A 21,616-nucleotide genomic window follows, 5' to 3' on the forward strand; every position below is an offset into this window, starting at 1 on the left:
TCTACTTCTTACCACCCTTACCAGTCTTACCAGCCTTCCGTCTGACCACTTCACCGGCATAGCGAATGCCTTTACCTTTATAAGGTTCTGGTGGACGAACGGCACGAATTTTGGCGGCTGTGTTACCTACGATTTCTTTGTCATAGCCGCTAACAATGACATTAGTGGTACCTTCTACAGCAAACTGAATTCCTTCTGGTGGTTCAATTTGCACCTGATGGCTGTAACCCATGTTTAAAACTAGGTTACGCCCTTGAAGTTGTGCCCTGTAACCAACACCTTGAATTTCTAAACGGCGCTGAAAACCTTGGGAAACTCCCTCGACCATGTTGGCAACTAAAGTGCGGCTCAAGCCGTGAAGTTGCTTTGAAGTACGAGTTTCATCTCGACGATTTACCTGCAATATTTCTCCCTCTTGAGAGAGTGAGACATTAGGTGCTAGAGTGCGAGAAAGTTCTCCTTTCGGGCCTTTCACCACAATATTTGTACCATCGATCGCCACTTGAACTTTGGCGGGAATAGTAATTGGACGTTTACCAATACGAGACATGACTTTTTGTCCTTTGTTATTTGTCCTTTGCCTCTTGTCCTTTGTCTTTTACTAATGACAAATGACAAATGACTAATGACCAATGACTACCAAACGTAACAAAGCACTTCACCACCCAAGTTCTGACGCCGCGCTTCACGGTCAGTCATAATACCACTGGATGTAGAAATAATGGCAATGCCAATGCCGCCTAGTACCCTTGGTAATTCTTTTCTATTGGAGTAAACACGTAAGCCTGGCTTACTCACTCGCTTTAAGGCGGTGATTAGAGGCTGACGATTCTTCCCTTTATATTTCAGGGAAATCACCAGATTGTGCTTTACCCCTTCTTCTGCTTCTTCGATTTCAGCAATAAAGCCTTCCTCCCGTAGTACTTTGGCAATACTCCGGGTCATTTTTGTAGCTGGCACTTGTGTAGTTTGATGCCGCGCCAGGTTGGCATTGCGGATGCGCGTCAGCATATCTGCAATTGTGTCGTTAGCCGCCATCGTTCCCTCTATAGATGAACTTATTGATCGCGAAAGGGCATTCCTAATTCTTTAAGTAAGGCGCGTCCCTCTTCGTCATTTTTTGCTGTGGTGATGATGGAAATATCCATCCCACGCACTTGATCGATGCTGTCGTATTCGACTTCTGGAAAAATTAGCTGTTCTCTCACACCCAGAGTATAATTACCTCGTCCGTCAAAGCTTTTAGGGCTAACGCCACGAAAATCTCGAATTCTGGGTAGTGATAGGCTAACGAGCCGGTCAAAAAAGGCATACATCCGTTCGGCTCTGAGGGTAACCATGATCCCCACAGGCATTCCTTGACGAATTTTAAAGCCAGCGATCGCCTTTTTCGCCCGCGTTACCACTGGTTTTTGACCAGTGACTAAGGCAATTTCGTTAATGGATGCTTCCAGCGACTTCGCATTTTGAGCTGCTTCACCCAAACCCCGGTTAATAGTAACCTTTACCAACTTCGGTACTTGATGAACGTTGGTATATTGAAACTGATTGATCAGTTTGGGGACGATTGTCTCTTGATATAAGCTTTTGAGTCTTGTTGTCGCCATAGTTTTTTGTCCTGATATCCCTGGGCTTGGTCAGGGAACAAAGTTACGAGTTATGAGTTATGAGTCATGAGTTAAATTCTTAACTCTTAATTTCTAACTTCTAACTATTTATCCAGAATCTCGCCAGTTTTCTTGAGTTTTCTGACTTTTTTGCCTTCTGAGGTAAAGGTATAACAAACACGACTGGCAACATTTTGCTTGGTGGAATAAAGCATCACGTTGGAGCTATGAATCGGGAATTCTTGGGTGAGAATCCGCCCTGACTCCCCTTCTTGCTGGGGTTTGACGTGCTTGGTTTTAATGTTGACACCTTTGACCACAACTTTACTCAGTTGGGGAAGTGCCTGGATAATTTCACCAACTTTTCCTTTGTCTTTGCCAGCAATCACTTGTACGGTGTCGCCAGTTTTGACGTGCATTTTGTGGAATACTTTGGGCGTACCCTGTTTGGTTGCCATTAAAGCACCTCCGGAGCCAGAGAAACGATTTTGGTAAAGTTTTTATCGCGCAGTTCCCGTGCAACTGGGCCAAAAACCCGTGTGCCTCTGGGGTTACCGTCTTTGTTGATAATCACAGCAGCGTTATCATCAAAGCGAATACTCATGCCACTGTCACGAGATACAGCTTTACGAGTGCGGACAATTACTGCTTCCACGACATCAGACTTTTTTACAGCCATGTTGGGTGTAGCATCTTTGACAACAGCGATAATTTTATCGCCGATAAAACCATAACGGCGGTTGCCTCCGCCTAAGATGCGGATGCACATTAGTTTGCGGGCGCCGCTATTGTCTGCGACATTTAGGTAAGTTTGGGGTTGAATCACAATTATTCTCCCTTGTAATGTTGTTAGTTTCTAACAACGATGAGGTTTAAGTAGGTTTGACGTTCAGGACTTCTGTGATTTTCCAGCGCTTGGTTTTACTCAGGGGTCTAGTTTCCTGAATGCGAACGCGATCGCCTACTTTACACTTATTTTCTTCGTCGTGAACTTTATATCGTTGGGTGTTAACCACAATCTTGCCGTACTTGGGGTGAGGAGCGCGGTTTTCTATGGCGACTACCACAGTTTTTTGCATTTTATCGCTCACTACCAAGCCAACTCGTTCTTTAACTGCCATAATCTTCTACTTTTCTTCTTTAGCCGATTGACTTGCTGCCCGTTTGCGTTCTGTCTCTAGCGTCAGCAATTGGGCTAGGCGGTGTCGAGTTTGTCTGAACTGGTGGGGCTTTTCTAATTGTCTTGTAGCTTTTTGCAAGCGCAACTGAAATAGTTGTCTTTTGATAGCGACAATTTCATCAGAGAGCTTCTCGTCACTTAATTCTCTAGCTTCTGAAATCTTTGGAAGAGGCATAAGCTACTCCTGCTCCTGTGGTTGAGAGCGCACAATAAACTTGGTTTTTATAGGCAGTTTAAATGAAGCCAAACGCATAGCTTCACGGGCGATTTCTTCAGAAACCCCACCGATTTCAAACAGAATTCGTCCTGGCTTGACTACAGCTACCCAAAACTCTGGATTACCTTTACCGGAACCCATCCGGGTTTCAGCAGGACGCATGGTTACAGGTTTATCAGGGAAAATCCGAATCCAGATTTGTCCACCCCGACGAATATAACGGGTCATTGCCCGACGAGAAGCCTCGATTTGCCGAGAGGTAATCCAAGCTGGTTCTTGCGCTTGGAGTGCAAAATCACCGAAGTTGAGGGTGCTACCACGGGTGGCTAGTCCCTCCATCCGTCCGCGCTGTTGTTTGCGGAATTTAGTTCTTCTAGGGCTTAACATGGTTTGTCACTTGTCATTTGTCATTTACCATTTGTCATTTGTCATCTGCCATTCCCTAATGACTAATGACTAATGACTAATGACGATTTATCCTTCATTGGAGCGGTCTTCAAATTGCTGGCGACGACGTTGTTGTTGACGACGACGAGGTTCACGATCGCGATCGCCACGATCACGAGGATCACGGGTTGCAGGTGGTAGTGGAGTCTCTTCCTGTCCAGGAATAATCTCTCCCTTAAACACCCATACTTTGATACCCAAAATGCCGTAAACAGTTTTTGCTGTGCAATAAGAGTAGTCAATATCAGCCCGTAAGGTATGTAAAGGTACTCTACCTTCACGAGTCCACTCTGTCCGGGCAATTTCTGCACCGTTGAGCCGACCGCTAACTTGGATTTTAATACCTTGGACACCAGCGCGTTGGGCACGTTGAATCGATTGCCGCACTACCCGCCGAAAGGAAACCCGACGTTCCAATTGTTGAGCAATGTATTCGGCAATTAGGTAGGCATCAGCATCAACTCGTTGGACTTCAACTACGTTAATGCGAATTTGGCGATTACTACCCAACAACCCTTGGAGTCCGGTACGCAAGGATTCGATACCTTGTCCACCACGGCCCACCACTACACCTGGTCTTGCTGTGCGTACTTCTAAGTCGATTTGGTCGGCTTTGCGCTCAATCCGTACCTCAGAAATCCCGGCGTTGTTTTGAGCAAGTCTACCCAGCTTTTGTTCTATGTATTGACGGAGTTTGTAGTCTTCTTGTAAAAGTTCTGGATAGCGGTCAGGAACAGCAAACCAACGGGATTGATGTTCATGTGTAATACCCAGGCGAAAACCAACTGGATGAATCTTCTGTCCCACGAATGCTTCCTCTAAGATTTCTTACTTTACGCAATTTATTCGTGTAAGTGTGCTTATTTTTCTGGGGCGGCTGCAACGGCCACAGTAATATGACACGTCGGCTTGCGAATTTGGTAAGCTCGACCTTGCGCTCTTGGTTGGAACCGCTTCAGGGATGGCCCTTGATCGGCGTATGCCTGAGTAATCACTAGTTGAGTCCGATCTAACCCAGCGTTGTGTTCAGCATTGGCAGCAGCGCTTCTAAGAACCTTCAATATGGGTTCAGTGGCGCGATAGGGCATGAATTCCAGGATGATTAACGCTTCTCGGTATGATCGCCCCCGGATTTGATCGAGTACCCGTCGCACTTTGTAGGCCGAGATGCGGATAAAACGAGCGATTGCTTTTACTTCAGTAGTACTAGTAGCCATAATTTTCTCCAATTTTGTCATTTGTCATTTGTCATTTGTCTTTCAGCTCATGACTAATGACTAATGACTACCTACCTGCTTTTTTATCGCTTTTTCCATGACCCCTGTAGGTGCGTGTCGGGGCAAATTCACCCAACTTGTGTCCTACCATCTGTTCATTTACAAAAACTGGAACGTGTTGGCGTCCGTTGTGAACAGCTATGGTATGACCTACCATTAGAGGCAAAATTGTCGAAGCTCTTGACCAAGTTTTAATAACTTCTTTTCTGTTATTGTCGTTGAGCTTTTCAATTTTCTTTAGGAGATGATCCGCAACGAAAGGACCTTTTTTTAGAGAACGACCCATAGTTCAATTTTGGATTTAGGATTTAGGAATTATGAGTGAGGAGTGAGGAGTGAGGAATTAGGAGTTAGATTTTACTCTCAACTTATAACTCTTAACTCTTAACTCCTAACTCTCTAAGACTCACGACCACCGCGACCGCGTTTGGAAGACTTACGGCGACGACGCACAATCAATTTGCTGCTAAGTTTCTTGCGATTGCGGGTCTTCGCGCCCAATGTGGGTTTACCCCAAGGTGTAACAGGTCCTGATCTACCGATAGGTGCCCTACCCTCACCACCACCATGTGGGTGATCCACTGGGTTCATGACGCTACCTCTAACTTTAGGACGGCGACCTTTCCAGCGATTTCGTCCTGCTTTACCTGCACTCAGGTTTCTGGCATCGGTGTTGCCTACTTGTCCAATGGTGGCGTAGCACTCGCGTCGAATCAAGCGGACTTCTCCTGAAGGCAACTTGAGAGTGACATAATTACCTTCTTTTGCCACAACTTGAGCGCTAGCACCAGCAGCACGCACTATTTGACCACCTTTACCAGGGGTCAGTTCTACATTGTGAACACCTGTACCCAAGGGAATCTTCGAGAGAGGTAAAGCATTACCATCTTCAAAGGGAGCTTCAGGTCCAGAAATAATTATTGTTCCAACTTTTAACCCGTTGGGATGGAGGATGTACCGCTTTTCGCCATCTTGGTAATACAAAAGGGCAATTCGGGCATTGCGGTTAGGATCGTATTCAATTGCTGCGACTTTGGCAGGAATATTGTGTTTATCCCTTTTAAAATCAATGATCCGGTAAAGTTGTTTGTGTCCGCCACCCCGGCGACGACTAGTAATCCGTCCAGTATTATTCCGACCTTTGGCGCGATGCTTCGAGGTCGTTAAGGATTTTTCTGGCTCAGTTTTTGTAATTTCCGCAAAGTCAGAAATTGTAACTTGGCGAGTGCTGGGGGTATAAGGGCGATAAGAACGAGTACCCATATTTTTAAGTGCTGAGTGCTGATAGCGTTAGCGGGGCGTTTAGCCCGTGCTGAGTGCTGAGTTTTGAGTTTTGAGTTCAGTAACTCATAACTCCTAACTCACAACTTTTTTAGACTTCTGGGAATAGGACTTGTCTAATCTTGTCTTCATCCCCAGGTGCGACGGTAACAATGGCTCGCTTATATTGGGGCTTATAACCAATAAATTTACCAACGCGCCGCTTTTTACGCGGTGGTAGGGTGGTGTTGACTTTTACAACCTTGACCTGAAATAAGTCTTCGATCGCAGCCTTGATTTCTGGCTTAGATGCCTTTGGAATTACTTCAAAGGTGTACTTATTTTGTTCCATTAGGATGGTCGCTTTCTCGGTGACGATTGGGCGACGTACTAAGTCGGCAAGGTCACGGGGGTCAAAGCTAGGCACTGTAGACCTCCTGAATTTTTTCTAGGGCTGATGCCGTAACTACAATCTTGTCAGCGTGCAGTAAATCAAAAACATTTAGCTGGTCGGCTGCAATTAGTTTTAAATTTTCAATGTTGCGGGCTGACAAATAAATGTTATCTGTATCCGCAATTTCAGACAAAATTAACAGTGACTTGCTTTCTGGTACTACTCCCCAACGGGCAAGCGCTGCCACTAATTCTTTAGTTTTAGGGCGAGATAGCTCGGTGCTAAATTCTTCTACTACTATTAAGTCTTCAATGCGGCTGACAAATGCTGTCCGCAGTGCTAAACGTCGCTCTTTGCGGTTCAACTTCAGGTTAAAGTCTCTGGGCTTTGGTCCAAAGATCACACCACCACCACGCCAAAGTGGTGAACGAATAGACCCTGCACGAGCGCGACCAGTACCTTTTTGTCTCCAAGGTTTACGGCCACCGCCTCTGACTTCTGAACGAGTTTTTGTACTGGCATTTCCTTGACGAGCATTAGTCAATTGCCGTACTAGGGCGCGGTGCACAATATGAGACGCTGTTTCTTCCTTGGCAACGCGCAACTCGAAGGTCGTCTCGCCGACCTGTTCTCCTTGCCAATTTTTAACTACGCTTTCAACCATCTTTAGTTATTTGTCCTTTGTCATTTGTCATTTGTCATTTGTCTTTTGCCATTTGTCCTTAGCCAATGACTAATGACTAATGACGTTTGACTAATGACTTTTGACTATCCCACTACTTTTGCAGGCACAACACTTACTAGAGCACCCGGTTTACCAGGAATAGCTCCCTTAATTAGCAATAAGTTGCGTTCTGCATCAACTCGCACTATGGTCAGTTTGCGGATTGTGATACGTTTCCCACCTAGACGCCCTGCCATCCGCTTACCTGGATAGACACGACCTGGTGTTGTACCAGCACCAATAGAACCCGGTGCTCTGTGGTTTTTGGAACCGTGTGACATGGGCCCACGACCAAAGTTGTTGCGCTTCTGGTTACCCGCGAAGCCGCGACCGATGCTTGTGCCGACTACATCGACAATTTGACCCGCACTAAAAATATCTGCTTTAATCTGTTGACCTAAAGCATAATCACCAGAACTATCGGTGTGATATTCATTTAGGTGACGTAATGCTGGGGCAGATGATTTAGCCAAATGACCCAATAGTGGTCTGTTCAGTGCCTTTGGTTTAACTTCGCCAAAACCAACTTGAATGGCAAAGTAACCGTCGGTTTGTTTCGTTTTAACTTGTGTAACGGTGCATGGCCCTGCTTGAATGACAGTCACAGGAATAGCTACTCCTGCTTCGTCAAATATTTGGGTCATGCCCAGCTTGGTGCCGAGAATACCTACAGACACAGTAACTGGTTCTCCTTTCTACTTGCTGACCTTGGAATTGGACTCTAGAGGACACGTTTTGTACGCATCAGTTTAGGCTGGGTTAGCCTGCGAAATTTGGAATGGTTTAAATAAACCGCTCCAAATGCTTTCGGACACAACAAACCGTGTCCGTACTGCTTGGTGAATCTGTTTAGCTTCACTCACTAGATCACCAGAACAGCCACAAGTACCCTCCCATTGGGAAGGAGTAACTTCTGGAATCAATGCAAGGCGCTACAGCTTTAAGCTGTGTGCAGCAATGCTTTCGTCCAAGCAATTGCTCTGGCACTTTCTGGAGGCAGCGCTGTCGGCGGGTTTTTCCGATTTTTAGACGCCCATAAGGCGGCTTCCCGGAGATTGGCTACTGCCCTGTTGCAGTTGGACTTAAGCGATTTTTACCGCTCAGTATCCGTTAACTGAGACTGACGTAATGCCATGAAACCAACATTGCTGCTCAGTTTTTACTTCCCTAAACACCTTAAACTATTGTTTAAGATTTTGCCTGCTTTTTCAGAGGCACAGGAGTAGGTGTACCCTGGAGCTTTGGATTGGCTTTGATTCTTCGTCCATAAGCTCCAATGTTGACCTGAAAGCTTTCTTAGTTTACCAGTCTATGATCAATCTGAGTTATATTATCCAATTTGGATTGAGTTATCAGCTTTTGATGCTAACACTACCCCAGAATGACAGTAAGAATGCAGCCTAATTTGCATGTTTGGTCACAATCTAATAATATAAATTATTTATTTATGTTTGTCCAGTAATTTATGGAGTTATTTTTGGGGAGTGGGGAAGAAGCACGGGAGATGAGAGGGACAAGGAGAATAAGCATACTCAATACCCAAGGCTCAATGCCCAAAGAAAATGCTTTTAATCTCTCGGTTCAGGGTAAATAATAGAGATATCTAAGTGGGATAAGACGAAAATCTATGGCACTAATTACCACTGGCAACGGTTTAATCCGCGATCTGGAAAAATTTGGCGCTCTTGGAGTGTATGTACCTCTGGAAGGAGGTTATGAAGGTCGATATCAGCGCCGACTACGCGCAGCTGGTTATACCACCCTTCACATTACCGCCAGGGGACTGGGCGACGTAGCTGCGTATCTCACAAGAATTCATGGAGTTAGACCTCCTCATCTTGGTAAAAAAAGCACTGGTAGCGGTGCCGCAGTAGGTCATGTGTACTATTTGCCACCAATTCTCAATTCTCATGTAGAACAGCTACCACCAAAGTCAAAGGGGCTGGTTTTGTGGATTATTGAAGGGCATATTCTTTCCAATGAGGAACTTGAGTATTTAACGAATTTGCCTCAGCTAGAACCACGAGTGAGAGTAGTGATTGAGAGAGGTGGCGATCGCGCCTTCCGTTGGACTTCTCTAGAAAAAACTCTGTTAGCCAGTTAGTCCTTTGTCATTAGTCATTAGTCATTTGCTCATGACTAATGACTCAATTCAATCAGCATTTCAATAATGCTGAATCGAAAACCACAAGATGCAAAAGTTAAAGCACAGATTGTAATAAAGGCTTTAACGAATTACGAATTACGAATTACGAATTATTTTAATCTTGTTGGTGAGCGAATTTATAACCACCCCACAAAGAAAGAGCGATCGCTATCACCAGCAAAATCGGTATGCTGTACCAAGGAAACTGAGACAGAGGTAAATGGGCCGCTGCACGTAGTCCGATGCTGGCGTAGGTGAGTGGTAACAGGTAAACTACGACTTTGAGGGCTGCTGGTAATGTCCCAGGATCAAAGAAGGTTGCCCCTAAGAAAGACATGGGGATAATTATAAAGTTGTTGTAGAGTCCAACTGATTCGAGCGATCGCACACTTAACCCCACAATCACCCCTAACCCAGCAAATACGGAACAATTCAGCACTACCAATAGTAAAAATAGTGGATTGAGAAAATTCCAGTTTCCAGTCAACAGCACCGCTACCAAAATCACCGAACCAGATGTCATCAACCCCCGCACGACTCCCGCCAGCATTTTTCCGATATGCAACGCTAAGGGATGTATAGGAGTTAACAATAATTCCTCAAAGGTTTTGGTAAATAGTCTGTCTCCACAAATGGAAAATGTCGTTCCACCAAAGCTAATCGTCATCGACGATAGCGCCACCATCCCCGGTAATATAAATTCTAAATAGTTGTTATAGTTACCACTAATCCCCGAACCAGGTTTGATGGAACTACCTAAACCCAAGCCAAAAGCTAAAATATATATCAGTGGGGATATTAAGCCTGATGCAGCAACTTGCACGATTCTGACACGTAAATCTAACCAATCTCCCCAAAAAATAGTCAGACTATCAGCTAGAAAGAGTTTAAGTTGCGAAGTTTTGAACTTCTTGCTTGAAAATAACGCTCTTTGAGATCCCACTTGCTTCTAATTAGTTATTAAAACTTTCTTAAATTTTAAGTTACATTGTTTAACATATCAATTACTAGGGGTAACCAAAATTTCTAATAAGAATACGAAAAATTCGGTTAAGAAATTTATAATCACAGGTTTCCTCCGCTCATAATTTCCGCAAACTTACAAACAAAAAGCTAGATAATTCAAGTATTTTGACTGCATCATTTGTGCAAATTGAATCAAGACTATCTGAGAGATATCAAGAATATGCTATAATTGGTTAATAAAATATAGAAGTTTAAAGACAGTTACTCTATAATTTTTATGTGAAGCAGCACAACAGTAATAACAATTCCTTAATCGACAAATAAATAAAAATACTCACCAATTATTCAAGATGGAAACAATAACCGACAAGGTTGAAATTCTGTCGAGATATCTAAATAAGTTCTTATTTTTATCATTTAAGAAGAATACTGCTCAAAAACTTGCAGACAATTACAATCAAGAATAGGCATACTGAAATAGGGAGATAACTTTAGACCACTCCCTTCCAAATCGGCGTGAAGGTGATTAAGCAACAATGAGACGTAAACCTACTGGTAGATCGGCTACTACTTCTAAACCCTCTATTTTCCAATCCCCAATGTTTAACCTCTTCACCATCGCAATTATGGGAGGGGTGTTGATTTTGGGAATAGGGATTGGCATTGCTTTTAGTTCTACAACCACGTTGGCTCCATCAAACGTGGCTTCTCGTGAATTTATAGACACCAAAGCACCGAATCCTGAAATTTGCGTGCAGTACGGAGCCAGCGCGATGGTGATGGACGCTAGATTGTTCGTCACTCTCAACCCCTTCAATGTCTATGTTGCCCAGCCCAGTATGCGTCCTGGATGTGTGATCCGACAAAATAACTGGGCACTTTTAGAACAACGTAAGCTGGTAACTAATGATCAGGTAAGAGATTGCAAAAATCGCCTGAATACCTTTGGATTCACAGGTAACTTGGACAGTGGCCAACCTGATATTAGGTGTATATATCAGAATGAAGCTGCTCAAAACTTCTTTACGGCTCAACCTGGAGCAGTTGGAACTCCTCAGGAAACTGACAGATTTTAGAATTGGGAATGGGGAATTGAGCATTAGACATGGGGCAAGAGGACTTGGGGACAAGGGGAAAGACTTGTTTCAAGTCCTCACCTCTTGTCTCCCCTGCTTCCCCTGCTCCCTCACCCCCTCACTCCCTACTCCCCACTCTCCACTATCTATTTTTAGGTAGGGGTTGGCCAAACTCTATCACCTGGGGATTTGGAATATTTGGGATTGTTGGAACTGTAAATTCCGACATACCGAAAGGAGGAATGCTATTCAAGTTACCGGTTTTATTTGGGAAAGACGGAGGGGGAAGAATCAAACCAGGTTCTTGAGAGGGTGTATTCGGAGTTAGGGGAGGAACAGTGACAAAAGGCTGCCCTGAGTTAGTAGTAATTGTTGAGGGCAGTTCATTGGATGGAGGCGGAACTGTGAGTAAGGGCGCTTGTAGATTAGTAGTAGTTACGGGTACGTTAGTAGGAAGCTTTTGGAGTGTTTGAGGTTGTTTCTTGGGTGAAGGTGGGGAGTTTCCTGGTTTCACGGCAGTAATTTTACCAGAAATAACCGGACGTAATACCCAGCGAGTGGAGTTTTTTCGGGACAGGGGTTGCAGTTGTACCTGTTTAGGATTAAAAACAGTCCCTGGCGCTAAATCTAGGACAATGCGTGTGTCATTCTCATTTAGTTGAGAAACGCGAATGCTTTTAATTACTCCAGAATAATTTTGTTGCGTGGTAACTTTGCCCAATTTAGTATTCGGTAAATCTACAACCAGACGAGAGGGTTGGGCGAGGTAAAAATAACGAGGGGTTGTGCCTCCTGAGAGGGTGATTTCAAGTTGCTGTGTCTTGGGGGAAAAACGCCAATTATCTAGCTTTGCCACTGGTGTAGCAGCAGTAGTGTAAGTTTCGAGGGCGATCGCTGCATAAAAGCCTAATATACTGACGCTAAATAGCTGCTTACCCCATTGGCAAAATTGCCTAGTCTTTAGTCTCTGATTCATTCTTTTTATCTGCTCCATAAAACCCATACAATGCATTCACATTGCTGTTTACTTCGCGCTTTAAATCCCTCTCCCCTAGTTTCCAGTCCCCACTCTCCAGTTCAATGACTGTTTAACTTCTGAGATTTTTCCTGAGCTTTTTGGGGTACAGCAGTAAATTTCAGAGTTTGTGGAATGCCATTTACGGTTAATTGACCTGTCATATTACCTTTATCCACAAGTTGCATTTGAATTGCGACTGAGTTTAGAGGATCATTTTGGGGGCGAGGAATATTACAAAGGATTGATCTACCAACTTTCCCAGATAAATTTAACTGTTGATTTCTGAAGATGCCTGCCAGAGAGTGCTTTTCGTCAGTATTGGAGTTAGCGTTTGCCGGTAATACAGAGGCATTTAAGTAAATACCCGACTGCTGAATGTTTAACGTCAGAGTATCCGATTTTTCACAGTTCGGCAAATTCTCTGCCAGGGTTAGACGATACCGACCGTTAATTGGAGGAGGAGCCTTGAGATTGTTTTCCCCGTAGACGGTTACAGTTTTGAACAACAGTAGCACTGAACTTATTGCTACTCCGTAAAAAGCTAAAGATTTGAAGTTGAAATGATTCATAATCTCAACTCCTCAATGTTGGCTCTTGACTACTAACCTCAGGAAGCATAGAGGCTAAGTGAGCGGTGACTTGACTGTAGCGGCGAGTAATTAGCAAGGAAGAACGACATTGGATAGCTAGTTGATCTGTATATCTTCCCAAGGTTTGGCGCTCGATACCCCAAGCGCGGCTGGTGCCAGCAATAGTTAGGTCAACAGCTTCTGAAGCTTGAATTACGGCTTGGATGGGTTCTGGGGCTTCGATAATTTTGATTTCAATGCGATCGCGTACACTGGTGGGCAATTGTTCCATCATCGTGTGCAGTTCGTAACTCAATTCTTCCTTGGCATGATTTGCTACTATCTGTAATATCTGCAACATACAAGTCTCACGATTGATTAGCAGTCTCAGAGCTAGTATTAGTGCTAAATCATCATGGATATTTGCAGAATAAGGTACCAATAAACTTTCTAATCGGTCTTTGCCTTTATCTACAAACACTGCTACATCCACTGGTGCAGTGGTAAGCATTTGTCCAACTCGTCCACCTAAACGATTACTACTAAAAGCTGGCCGATGCCAGCCCACAAGAATTAAATCAGCTTGTTCTAATGTGGCAATCTGTGCTGTTTCGCGGGCAACATTGCTGGATATCCGAACGATAGGATGCACATAAGAACGAGTTTCTGGCGGTTCGAGAGTATTAATTAATTCTTCTAGCTGCTGACGGCGCTGGGCGATTAATCGGTCTGCTTCAACTGGGGTACTTTCAAAGGCATAGTCTTCTTCAAATTCAATCAGGCTAAGAGGGTTAACAATGGCAGGATATCGGTAATTAAGAGCGATACCTACGGCGGGCTGCGCCAACGCTACTGCCAACTGTACTAAACCTTTTTGGGTACTTGGATTAGCCACTGGCACCAAAATCCGGTAAGGATGAGGGTAAGCTTCACTTTCAGCAGAGATGTCTATACCTGTTTCTGCTTCCAATTCCGGTTCGATGACATCTAACCTGATCAGCTTCTTCGGATATGTCCATTCCAGCAGTGGCGAGGTCATGAATGTAGTTACCAATGCCATAATTACCAGCATGGTAAATATTAAGGGGGAAATTACCCCTAACTCTAGACCAATGTTTAGTACTATCAGTTCGGTCAAGCCGCGAGTATTCATTAACCAACCGAGTGCCGAGGCTTCCCGTTTACTAATGCCACTGACACGGGCCGCTACATAAGTGCCAACATATTTGCCTGCGATCGCCACTCCTAAAACCAACGCACACAAAAGCCACAATTCGGGACGATTGAGCAAGCCAATCTGCGTCCGTAAACCACTGTAGGCAAAAAATATTGGTAGCAAGAAGATCAAAACAAAATCTTCGGTTTTTACTGCCAATTCCCGCACTAAATCTTCATTTTTGGGCATGGCTGCTCCCAGCAAAAATGCCCCAAAAATTAAGTGAATACCAATTAGTTCGGTAATTAGTGCAGACGCAACTACTGCCATATAAATCCCAGCTAGCAGCAATTGGCTGAGTCGTCCCGCACGAAGGTAGTGTTTGGCAAGGCGTTGGAGAAACCAACGACCGACTGTCAACATCAAGCCGATGTAAACTATGCTGGCAATAATTGTGGGTATCGCACCAGCAAAGTCACCAGTTCTAGCTACTGCGATCGCTACTGCTAATAGACACCAAGCTGTCACATCATCCACGGCTGCACAAGTTAGCGCCAAGGTTCCTAAACGCGTTCCTTGTAAATTGTTTTCAGTAATAATTCGCGCCAACACTGGAAAGGCAGTAATCGACATCGCCGCTCCCAAAAACAAGGCGAAGGCGGTGAAGGATACACTTGCATTGGAAACTAGGGGATAAAGGATCACCGCTAGCAATGTTCCTAAAGAAAACGGCACCAAAATGCTGACATGAGAAGTTAAAACAGCGACTTCTAACTGACTATTGAGGTATTTTGGATTTAGTTCTAGCCCAATTAGAAACATAAAAAATATTAGTCCCACCTGAGACAAAACATTTAGAAAAGGAATAGTTTCTGGTGGAAACAAGGTAACTGCTATATCGGGAGCAACTAAACCAAATAAAGATGGGCCGAGCATAATCCCGGCGACAATCTCACCAATTACCAGCGGTTGCTTAATGGAACGGAATGCTAGCCCTACTAGTCGTGAAAGTCCAATAACAATCAGCACCTCAACCAGAACGAGAATAACTATGTGCATGGTTTCCTCAAAATTAACTATCTGGTTTGTCTAAGATAATTCTTTAAAAGACTGGAAAATGTCAAATTTGTTAGATACGCTCAAGGGTAATTTGTACTTTCTTCTCATGTCATTTGCTGTTACGATGCAGTCGCAGCCATGAAACATGAATTTTGATGATTTTAGGAGCTACATCTAGAATATGTTCACAATGACCAATATCAAAAAAATTAGCTGATAGGCAGTCAGTTTCTAATAGCGCTTAAACGGCAATATAAACAATTTAGCGTTTATAGCCTGAGTCAAAGCAGATAATTTTACCCAATTTTTAGGTAACTAATTTTATCTTTAAATTTGCTTAAGTGGAAGATTTCTCATAGCTTGTGCCGTGCAACAAAAAGCTAACCAGTGGTGATGCCATAAGAGTAGTGATGACTGCCATAATAACCATGATAGTGAATAAAGTTGGGGTAATTATACCTTGCTCCAGACCAATATTGAGGATGATTAATTCCATCAAACCACGAGCATTCATCAGAGCACCGATAGTTGCAGATTCGCGCCAATTTTCCCCGGCCAATTTTGCAGCCAACATACAAGCAATACCTTTGCCAAGAATTGCGATCGCAATAATTAAGAGCGTAATTCCCCACAAAGTAGGTGTGTTTACCAATCCAATTTGAGTGTTGAGTCCAGAGAACACAAAAAATATCGGTAGCAAAAAAGAAGTAGTTAAAAACTCAGTATATTGGCGAATTTGTTGGGCAAATTCTCCGCGTGGAGTTACTGCTCCCAGCACAAAAGCACCGAATATTGCATAGATACCTGTGACATCAGTAAACCATGCACAAAACATCAAAATTATCAACATTAAAGTCAGGCTTTGTCTGTTCACACCTGCATCGCGTTTTGTCATACGTGTGAACGCTCTCAGTAGAGGTTGACCGAGAAAAATTGCAAATAGCACGTAGCAAATGCCACCACCAATTGCTAATATGGCGATGCTCAGAGAATTTTTCACGCTAGCAAGTACGATCGCTAGCAAACACCAAGCAACTGCATCATCTACCGATGCTGCACCTAAAGCCAAAGTACCAAAGCGGGTTTGTGCAAGACCGCGTTCGTAAAGAATGCGAGCTAACATCGGAAAAGCCGTAATTGTCATCGAAGCGCCTAGATACAAAGCGGCTGACCAAGACGTTACTTTTGGTTGAAAGAAATCGCCATTGTGATAAAACCAAAAAGATGCGATCGCTCCTAAAATAAAAGGAGTGATAATCCCGGCAGCAGATAGCAAACTTGCACTTTTGATATGATGTTTTAAGAGTTTGGTATTGAACTCTAAACCAATTAAAAACATATAAATTGCCAATCCAATCTGGCTAATAGCATATAAAATAGACATCGATGGATTGGGTATCTTGAGTCCTACAGCAGTGATAATGGGAAGCTTAGGAAACAGCCATTGCTGAAAATCCGGTGCAATCAATCCTAAAAGTGATGGGCCTAGCATTACACCTGCAATCATTTCGCAAACAACATCGGTTTGACCAAGATAGCGGCGTCCTAAAATCGTGACGATGCGACAAGTGACTAAAATAACTGTGAGTTGCAGAAATAGCTGAATAACCAGATCAAAATTTGACATTGCACTTCCTTAATTTGCGTCTCTGCATTGAAATAGGGATTGTGAATTAGGGACTCTTTACTAGGACAATTTTGATCGGGATTCAACTCCCAACCAATGTTCATAGCGACACACATAGCTGTACGTCAATACAACATATTGCATCCAAACTAAAACCGCCATATATGATTTTTTTAATTTGCGATTTAATTGTTGATTTTTGATTACAGCAATTTTCAGGTAATTCAACCATATATTAGGGGCGCACATCTGTGCGCCCCTCCAGGTAATTACGGTTCAAATAGATCAAAAAGGCTGTAACTAACTAAATGAAAACAGATTGAAGATTTCGATAATTTGAGGTTTTACAACCACTCTCCACCCCGGAAACGCCAACGGGGAAAGATAATTCGCATCAGGCTTTGTGAACTAATAAAAACTGCTAGCCACACGACGCTATAGTGCAATAGGAAAGCTGCTGGCGAAAGTTCTTCTTTAGGTAAAGGTATTGGTAAGAAGCCAAACAGTTTTATTCCACAAAACACAAACACTAACTCCCATATACCAGCTAAGAGTTGATAAGCTGCGGGCCAATCCCTATCCCAGCGAGATTTTTGGAGATAGTTATAAAGCACATCCCAACCTAAGCCAAAGATGGCGACATAACCAAGTATCCAAAAATAAACCGAGTTAGGACTAGAACCAATCAAACCAATTGCAAAGGGCAAAGACACAAGTACGCCCACCGTTGTAAGTAATAATAATCGAGTTTGCCAACGACCAAATAAAGTTGGTGTCATAGAAGTGCTGAATAAGAAATAGAAAAAGATGGATTTAAAAATTCAGCACTATTGTAGTGCTTTTTGCAAAGATGGGAGATAAAGAATATTAGGTTAGCCCAAAGCACCAAGATATTTATCTGATTACGATGGTTTAAGGTGGTAATCAAATTTAGAATGGTAAGTTGCAATCGCATCCCAATTGATCACATCTTCTAGCAAAGCTTGATAACCTAGTGTATTAGGATGAAGACCATCTTCACTCAAACGTTTAAGCCGCCAATTTTCACCGCGTTCCATCCATTTCTCAAAAATATCTAAATAGGGAATCTGCCGTTTGGTACAAGCAATTCGAGTTGCTTCTTTGTAGCGGTACTGATCGGCATGATTATAATAAAAACAATCTAAAAATGGCATCTTGGCTTCATCCACTGGCACCATGCCCACAAATAATACAGGACATAGTTGCTGTGCTAAATCTAGCAGAGAAGCAATTTCCTTTTCAAACAATGTAAAATCTGTGTAACTTCGGCCATCAGGACGCGCCAACCGCGCTGAGTCATTCACGCCTACTGATAAAATAATCAAGTCGGGGACACGATTTCGCAGTTCACCCCGGTGGCGGAACTCAACTTCTAGCCTTTGTGCTACTTGTTGCGTGCGATCGCCTCTTACCCCTAAATTATAAAGAACATGACCGGCATTATCCGGCAACATCCACCATCGCCGTAGTTGCTCAATCCATCCTCCTTTTTCCGGATCACCGAATCCATAAATTAAGCTGTCCCCCAGTGCGACAATCTTCATTGGCTGAAAGTGATTTGGTGGTACAGACAGCTGCATTGAGGAAGAAGCTAGAAATGTGTGCATTTAAGAACTATATTTTATATCTTTACAAGATTCTATACATTTCTATACCATAGATGGCTATCTTTAGTGTCCAAGCATCTATGAGGTTTCTACTTGTTGATATGGTTGCAAGGTTAATATTGCCGCAGTTCGGCAACAAGCGATATCAGCGGAAGCATTGGCGCAGCCCGCACTTCTCTACGAGACCCTCTTGCTAGCTTGCTTCTCGAAGGAGTACGATTTAGCTCACTGATCACCGCAGGCATCGCACAAATCATTGATACTGATGAGTATGAATTTGAAGAAGTGCTAGAAAATTGGCTAGAGTTCTTACAGCAAAAACGAATCGCCTCAGAAACCCATTACAGTCTCTATCATTCCAACTTGCGAGACTGGCTAGGTACACAGTAAATAAAAACCTTCTGAAAAATCATCCTAAACCTCTCCATTAATGGAGAGGTTTAGAGTCTGAAGAATGGAGCTAAGCGGATTCGAACCGCTGACCCCCTCAATGCCATTGAGGTGCGCTACCAACTGCGCTATAACCCCTTAAAATCCATTATACATAATGGCTTAATTATTGGTACTTTGTCAAGCTTCTTGTAGAAACTAAATTTTTAATATCCCCTCAACCACTGGGCACTCACAACGACACTTGCAACAAATAGGTCATACAGTGCCCCATCAAAAAGTAAACTACTAACATGGCAGCAGCAGCCAGAGCAACCAATGTACCAGCCAACATTAGAGAAAATTCCTTACTCTCGTAGGCTCTTTCCATTAAGTGCAGCGACCACGCCACCAGGGCAACATCAAAAAGTAAAATAGGAAGCAACATATTTTTTAATATTTGTTAATACTTGTAAAATAATATTAACACCCTTTCAGGGAAGTGTGTCTAACCATAGATAGATGTCATTAAACAGTAAATGATAGATTAGGAGAATGTTCTTACTGGCACGTTGCGATCGCGCAAATAATTTTTGATTTCTGCTACGCTTAATTGACCGTAATGTAACAATGATGCGAGTAATGCTGCTTCAGCTTTGCCTTCAGTTAGGGCTGTGTAAATATGTTCACAATTACCTGCACCACCAGAAGCGATGACTGGAATTTCTACAGAATTGGCAATTGCCCGTGTGATCTCAATGTCATACCCGGCTTGGGTTCCATCAGCATCCATACTTGTTACTAGCAGTTCACCGGCCCCCCGTTTTTCAACTTCTTGTGCCCACAGTAGAGCATCTAAGCCTGTATTTTCCCTGCCACCACGCACATACACATCCCAACCTGGATTCTCCGGGTTATTTCTGCGTCTGGCATCAATTGCAACAACTATGCACTGATTACCAAAGCGATCGCTTGCTCTATTAATCAAGTCTGGATCACGCACCGCCGCAGAATTAATACTAACCTTATCTGCGCCCGCTCGTAACAAAGCTTTAACATTTTCTAAGGATTGAATGCCACCACCCACAGTCAATGGAATAAACACCTGTTCAGCAGTCCGGTAGACCACATCTAAAATAGTAGCTCGATCTTCATGAGTAGCTGTAATATCCAGAAATACTAACTCATCCGCACCGGCTTCATTGTAAACCTTGGCCAGCTCTACCGGATCGCCTGCATCTTGGAGATTTACAAAGTTAACTCCTTTTACAACCCGTCCCGCCTTCACATCTAAGCACGGTAAGATTCTTTTAGATAACATAATAACTTTTGTACTTCTGGGTAATTGACCGGAATTTAAATTTTAAATTGGCGCGGGTATTTCCAAACGAAAATTTTTACACCCCTTGTTTTAAGCATGTATTGCAAGATGGGGCATTGGTAATTCTTTTTCCCTCTGCTCCCTCCGCCTCCGCCAGTCCCTAGTCCCCTTAAAAGTAGATAGCTGAATTATGGCGATAATCTCCTCGAAAAAACAGCCTCCAGAACCCAACGGAGAACCAAAGCAGCGTCGAGAGTCGGCGAAAGCACCATCCACAGACAACATTTTGCAACCTGAAGCTGCTATTGATGAACAAGAACAGCAGGAAGAAGGCATTCGACCGCATCGATTTGCCGATTACATTGGGCAAAAAGATTTAAAGGATGTGCTAGATATTGCCATTAAAGCAGCCAAGTCTCGTGGTGAGGTGCTGGATCATTTGCTGCTTTATGGGCCGCCGGGATTGGGCAAAACCACAATGGCAATGATTTTAGCATCGGAAATGGGGGTAAATTACAAAATTACCAGTGCGCCAGCCCTAGAACGTCCACGAGATATTGTTGGGCTATTGGTGAACCTTAAGCCTGGGGATATTTTATTTGTGGATGAAATTCATCGCCTCTCGCGGATGACGGAGGAAATTCTCTATCCGGCGATGGAAGATTATCGCTTAGATATTACTATTGGTAAGGGTTCCAGCGCTCGGATTAGAAGTTTGCCGCTATCAAAGTTTACTTTAGTGGGAGCTACAACCCGTGTGGGTGCTTTAACTTCACCACTGCGCGATCGCTTCGGCTTAATTCAAAAACTCCGATTTTACGAAGTTGATGAACTGACTAAAATTGTACTGCGAACCGCTCAATTACTCAAAACCCCTGTTACAGAAGCTGGTGCCACAGAAATTGCCCGTCGGTCACGCGGAACGCCACGGATTGCTAACAGGCTACTTAAAAGAGTCCGTGATTATGCTGAAGTGAAGATATCTGGTGAGATCAATGAAATCATTGCATCTGAAGCATTGCAACTATTCCAAGTAGATCCCTGCGGTTTAGATTGGACAGACCGCCAGATGCTGAGTGTAATAATTGAACAATTTAACGGTGGGCCAGTGGGTTTGGAAACAATGGCAGCAGCAACGGGTGAAGATACCCAAACAATTGAAGAGGTGTACGAACCTTACCTCATGCAGATTGGGTATTTAACTCGGACTCATCGTGGAAGGATGGCGACTAAGGCAGCATATAAACATTTGGGGTTTACGCCGCCTAATGAACAGTTATCGTTGCTTTGAAACTATTAAACTTGATACCAAGTGAATTACTGCGGTATGGGAGAAGGATTAGGGGGATTAGGGGAAGCGGTTTTTCTTAAGGATGCTAATTGATTCTTAAGTGTATTGTTTTGTGTCTTTAAGGTTGATACTTCCGCCCTCAAGTTTCCTAACAACTCTCTCACATTAGCTAAATCTTGCGTTTCACCTTTAAGACCTTGGGGGCCTGTTTCACCTTTAAGACCTTGGGGGCCTGTTTCACCTTTAAGACCTTGGGGGCCTGTTTCACCTTTAAGACCTTGGGG

28 protein-coding genes, 1 tRNA gene and 1 pseudogene are annotated in these 21,616 nt (G+C 43.5%); 4 read left to right on the forward strand and 26 right to left on the reverse strand.

Annotation, left to right across the window (positions count from 1 at the left end; all coding sequences use genetic code 11):
- Nucleotide 1: 1 nt before the first annotated feature.
- The 15 genes from rplF to rplC form a co-directional block, all read right to left on the reverse strand.
- A complete protein-coding gene (rplF, locus tag ACEYW6_RS11595) occupies nucleotides 2-550 on the reverse strand; it encodes a 50S ribosomal protein L6 (RefSeq protein WP_190891246.1) in 549 nt (182 codons plus the stop codon).
- Between the two features lie 86 nt (nucleotides 551-636).
- On the reverse strand, nucleotides 637-1,038 hold the full coding sequence (gene rpsH / locus ACEYW6_RS11600; protein ID WP_012410712.1) for a 30S ribosomal protein S8: 402 nt from the start codon (nucleotides 1,036-1,038) through the stop codon (nucleotides 637-639).
- Nucleotides 1,039-1,058: 20 nt separating this feature from the next.
- On the reverse strand, nucleotides 1,059-1,607 hold the full coding sequence (gene rplE / locus ACEYW6_RS11605; protein WP_118167585.1) for a 50S ribosomal protein L5: 549 nt from the start codon (nucleotides 1,605-1,607) through the stop codon (nucleotides 1,059-1,061).
- A gap of 104 nt (nucleotides 1,608-1,711) precedes the next feature.
- The gene (rplX, locus tag ACEYW6_RS11610; RefSeq protein ID WP_190891243.1) at nucleotides 1,712-2,065 is read right to left on the reverse strand and encodes a 50S ribosomal protein L24; all 354 of its coding nucleotides are present in this window, start codon (nucleotides 2,063-2,065) and stop codon (nucleotides 1,712-1,714) included.
- Complete coding sequence (gene rplN, locus ACEYW6_RS11615) at nucleotides 2,065-2,433, reverse strand: 50S ribosomal protein L14 (protein ID WP_069070772.1); 369 nt, start codon at nucleotides 2,431-2,433, stop codon at nucleotides 2,065-2,067. Before rplN ends, rplX begins: the two co-directional genes overlap by 1 nt.
- A gap of 46 nt (nucleotides 2,434-2,479) precedes the next feature.
- Nucleotides 2,480-2,728, reverse strand: coding sequence for a 30S ribosomal protein S17 (gene rpsQ, locus ACEYW6_RS11620; RefSeq protein ID WP_100901244.1), 249 nt, complete (start codon nucleotides 2,726-2,728; stop codon nucleotides 2,480-2,482).
- Nucleotides 2,729-2,734: 6 nt separating this feature from the next.
- Nucleotides 2,735-2,962, reverse strand: coding sequence for a 50S ribosomal protein L29 (rpmC, locus tag ACEYW6_RS11625; protein WP_190891241.1), 228 nt, complete (start codon nucleotides 2,960-2,962; stop codon nucleotides 2,735-2,737).
- Nucleotides 2,963-2,965: 3 nt separating this feature from the next.
- Entirely contained in the window at nucleotides 2,966-3,391 is a 426-nt protein-coding gene (gene rplP, locus ACEYW6_RS11630) for a 50S ribosomal protein L16 (protein WP_012410718.1), read from the reverse strand.
- A gap of 87 nt (nucleotides 3,392-3,478) precedes the next feature.
- A complete protein-coding gene (rpsC, locus tag ACEYW6_RS11635) occupies nucleotides 3,479-4,258 on the reverse strand; it encodes a 30S ribosomal protein S3 (protein WP_412979811.1) in 780 nt (259 codons plus the stop codon).
- Nucleotides 4,259-4,311: 53 nt separating this feature from the next.
- Nucleotides 4,312-4,668 carry a 50S ribosomal protein L22 gene (gene rplV / locus ACEYW6_RS11640; protein WP_412979812.1) on the reverse strand — a complete coding sequence of 119 codons (357 nt, stop codon included), beginning with the start codon at nucleotides 4,666-4,668 and terminating at the stop codon, nucleotides 4,312-4,314.
- A gap of 67 nt (nucleotides 4,669-4,735) precedes the next feature.
- Entirely contained in the window at nucleotides 4,736-5,014 is a 279-nt protein-coding gene (gene rpsS, locus ACEYW6_RS11645; protein WP_012410721.1) for a 30S ribosomal protein S19, read from the reverse strand.
- A 113-nt stretch (nucleotides 5,015-5,127) separates the two neighbouring features.
- Nucleotides 5,128-5,991, reverse strand: coding sequence for a 50S ribosomal protein L2 (rplB, locus tag ACEYW6_RS11650; RefSeq protein WP_196510709.1), 864 nt, complete (start codon nucleotides 5,989-5,991; stop codon nucleotides 5,128-5,130).
- 109 nt (nucleotides 5,992-6,100) lie between these two features.
- On the reverse strand, nucleotides 6,101-6,415 hold the full coding sequence (locus tag ACEYW6_RS11655; protein ID WP_069070779.1) for a 50S ribosomal protein L23: 315 nt from the start codon (nucleotides 6,413-6,415) through the stop codon (nucleotides 6,101-6,103).
- Nucleotides 6,408-7,046 (reverse strand): 50S ribosomal protein L4, encoded by a 639-nt coding sequence (rplD, locus tag ACEYW6_RS11660; protein WP_190891234.1) that lies wholly within the window; start codon nucleotides 7,044-7,046, stop codon nucleotides 6,408-6,410. The genes ACEYW6_RS11655 and rplD overlap by 8 nt, the downstream gene beginning before the upstream one ends.
- 104 nt (nucleotides 7,047-7,150) lie before the next feature.
- Complete coding sequence (gene rplC, locus ACEYW6_RS11665; RefSeq protein ID WP_190891232.1) at nucleotides 7,151-7,783, reverse strand: 50S ribosomal protein L3; 633 nt, start codon at nucleotides 7,781-7,783, stop codon at nucleotides 7,151-7,153.
- 950 nt (nucleotides 7,784-8,733) lie between these two features.
- Here rplC and ACEYW6_RS11670 point away from each other — a divergent pair.
- Nucleotides 8,734-9,210 carry an NAD(P)H-quinone oxidoreductase subunit N gene (locus ACEYW6_RS11670; RefSeq protein WP_412979813.1) on the forward strand — a complete coding sequence of 159 codons (477 nt, stop codon included), beginning with the start codon at nucleotides 8,734-8,736 and terminating at the stop codon, nucleotides 9,208-9,210.
- 157 nt (nucleotides 9,211-9,367) lie between these two features.
- Here the strand turns inward: ACEYW6_RS11670 and ACEYW6_RS11675 are convergent, their stop codons facing one another.
- Nucleotides 9,368-10,195 carry an ABC transporter permease gene (locus tag ACEYW6_RS11675; protein ID WP_412979814.1) on the reverse strand — a complete coding sequence of 276 codons (828 nt, stop codon included), beginning with the start codon at nucleotides 10,193-10,195 and terminating at the stop codon, nucleotides 9,368-9,370.
- Between the two features lie 559 nt (nucleotides 10,196-10,754).
- Between ACEYW6_RS11675 and ACEYW6_RS11680 the strand changes: the two genes are divergently transcribed.
- Nucleotides 10,755-11,294: a DUF3172 domain-containing protein gene (locus ACEYW6_RS11680; protein ID WP_196510704.1), complete on the forward strand. Its 540-nt coding sequence runs from the start codon at nucleotides 10,755-10,757 to the stop codon at nucleotides 11,292-11,294.
- A gap of 142 nt (nucleotides 11,295-11,436) precedes the next feature.
- Here ACEYW6_RS11680 and ACEYW6_RS11685 read toward each other — a convergent pair whose 3' ends face one another.
- The 6 genes from ACEYW6_RS11685 to ACEYW6_RS11710 all read right to left on the reverse strand — a co-directional run bounded on the left by ACEYW6_RS11685 (nucleotide 11,437) and on the right by ACEYW6_RS11710 (nucleotide 18,351).
- Nucleotides 11,437-12,270, reverse strand: a complete 834-nt coding sequence (locus tag ACEYW6_RS11685) for an AMIN domain-containing protein (RefSeq protein WP_412979815.1) — start codon at nucleotides 12,268-12,270, stop codon at nucleotides 11,437-11,439.
- 101 nt (nucleotides 12,271-12,371) lie between these two features.
- Nucleotides 12,372-12,881, reverse strand: coding sequence for a hypothetical protein (locus tag ACEYW6_RS11690; protein ID WP_412979816.1), 510 nt, complete (start codon nucleotides 12,879-12,881; stop codon nucleotides 12,372-12,374).
- Between the two features lie 4 nt (nucleotides 12,882-12,885).
- A complete protein-coding gene (locus ACEYW6_RS11695) occupies nucleotides 12,886-15,096 on the reverse strand; it encodes a cation:proton antiporter (RefSeq protein WP_412979817.1) in 2,211 nt (736 codons plus the stop codon).
- Between the two features lie 337 nt (nucleotides 15,097-15,433).
- Nucleotides 15,434-16,723, reverse strand: a complete 1,290-nt coding sequence (locus ACEYW6_RS11700; RefSeq protein WP_412979818.1) for a cation:proton antiporter — start codon at nucleotides 16,721-16,723, stop codon at nucleotides 15,434-15,436.
- A gap of 344 nt (nucleotides 16,724-17,067) precedes the next feature.
- The gene (locus tag ACEYW6_RS11705) at nucleotides 17,068-17,502 is read right to left on the reverse strand and encodes a hypothetical protein (protein ID WP_412979819.1); all 435 of its coding nucleotides are present in this window, start codon (nucleotides 17,500-17,502) and stop codon (nucleotides 17,068-17,070) included.
- Nucleotides 17,503-17,625: 123 nt separating this feature from the next.
- Nucleotides 17,626-18,351, reverse strand: a complete 726-nt coding sequence (locus ACEYW6_RS11710; protein ID WP_412979820.1) for a GDSL-type esterase/lipase family protein — start codon at nucleotides 18,349-18,351, stop codon at nucleotides 17,626-17,628.
- 198 nt (nucleotides 18,352-18,549) lie between these two features.
- On the opposite strand from ACEYW6_RS11710, the gene ACEYW6_RS11715 reads away from it, so the two are divergent.
- Nucleotides 18,550-18,741 (forward strand): hypothetical protein, encoded by a 192-nt coding sequence (locus tag ACEYW6_RS11715; protein WP_412979821.1) that lies wholly within the window; start codon nucleotides 18,550-18,552, stop codon nucleotides 18,739-18,741.
- Between the two features lie 65 nt (nucleotides 18,742-18,806).
- Here ACEYW6_RS11715 and ACEYW6_RS11720 read toward each other — a convergent pair.
- The 3 genes from ACEYW6_RS11720 to hisF all read right to left on the reverse strand — a co-directional run bounded on the left by ACEYW6_RS11720 (nucleotide 18,807) and on the right by hisF (nucleotide 20,041).
- Nucleotides 18,807-18,879 (reverse strand) — tRNA-Ala (locus ACEYW6_RS11720).
- Nucleotides 18,880-18,973: 94 nt separating this feature from the next.
- Nucleotides 18,974-19,168, reverse strand: a complete 195-nt coding sequence (locus ACEYW6_RS11725) for a hypothetical protein (RefSeq protein WP_100901219.1) — start codon at nucleotides 19,166-19,168, stop codon at nucleotides 18,974-18,976.
- A gap of 99 nt (nucleotides 19,169-19,267) precedes the next feature.
- Nucleotides 19,268-20,041, reverse strand: a complete 774-nt coding sequence (hisF, locus tag ACEYW6_RS11730; RefSeq protein ID WP_190891209.1) for an imidazole glycerol phosphate synthase subunit HisF — start codon at nucleotides 20,039-20,041, stop codon at nucleotides 19,268-19,270.
- Between the two features lie 190 nt (nucleotides 20,042-20,231).
- On the opposite strand from hisF, the gene ruvB reads away from it, so the two are divergent.
- Complete coding sequence (ruvB, locus tag ACEYW6_RS11735; RefSeq protein WP_412979822.1) at nucleotides 20,232-21,332, forward strand: Holliday junction branch migration DNA helicase RuvB; 1,101 nt, start codon at nucleotides 20,232-20,234, stop codon at nucleotides 21,330-21,332.
- 26 nt (nucleotides 21,333-21,358) lie between these two features.
- On the opposite strand, the pseudogene ACEYW6_RS11740 reads toward ruvB, so the two are convergent.
- Nucleotides 21,359-21,616 (reverse strand): annotated as a pseudogene (locus ACEYW6_RS11740) (hypothetical protein); the annotation flags it as partial.

It is taken from the genome of Nostoc sp. UIC 10607 (assembly GCF_047228265.1).
Classification (GTDB): Bacteria; Cyanobacteriota; Cyanobacteriia; order Cyanobacteriales; family Nostocaceae; genus Nostoc; species Nostoc foliaceum_A.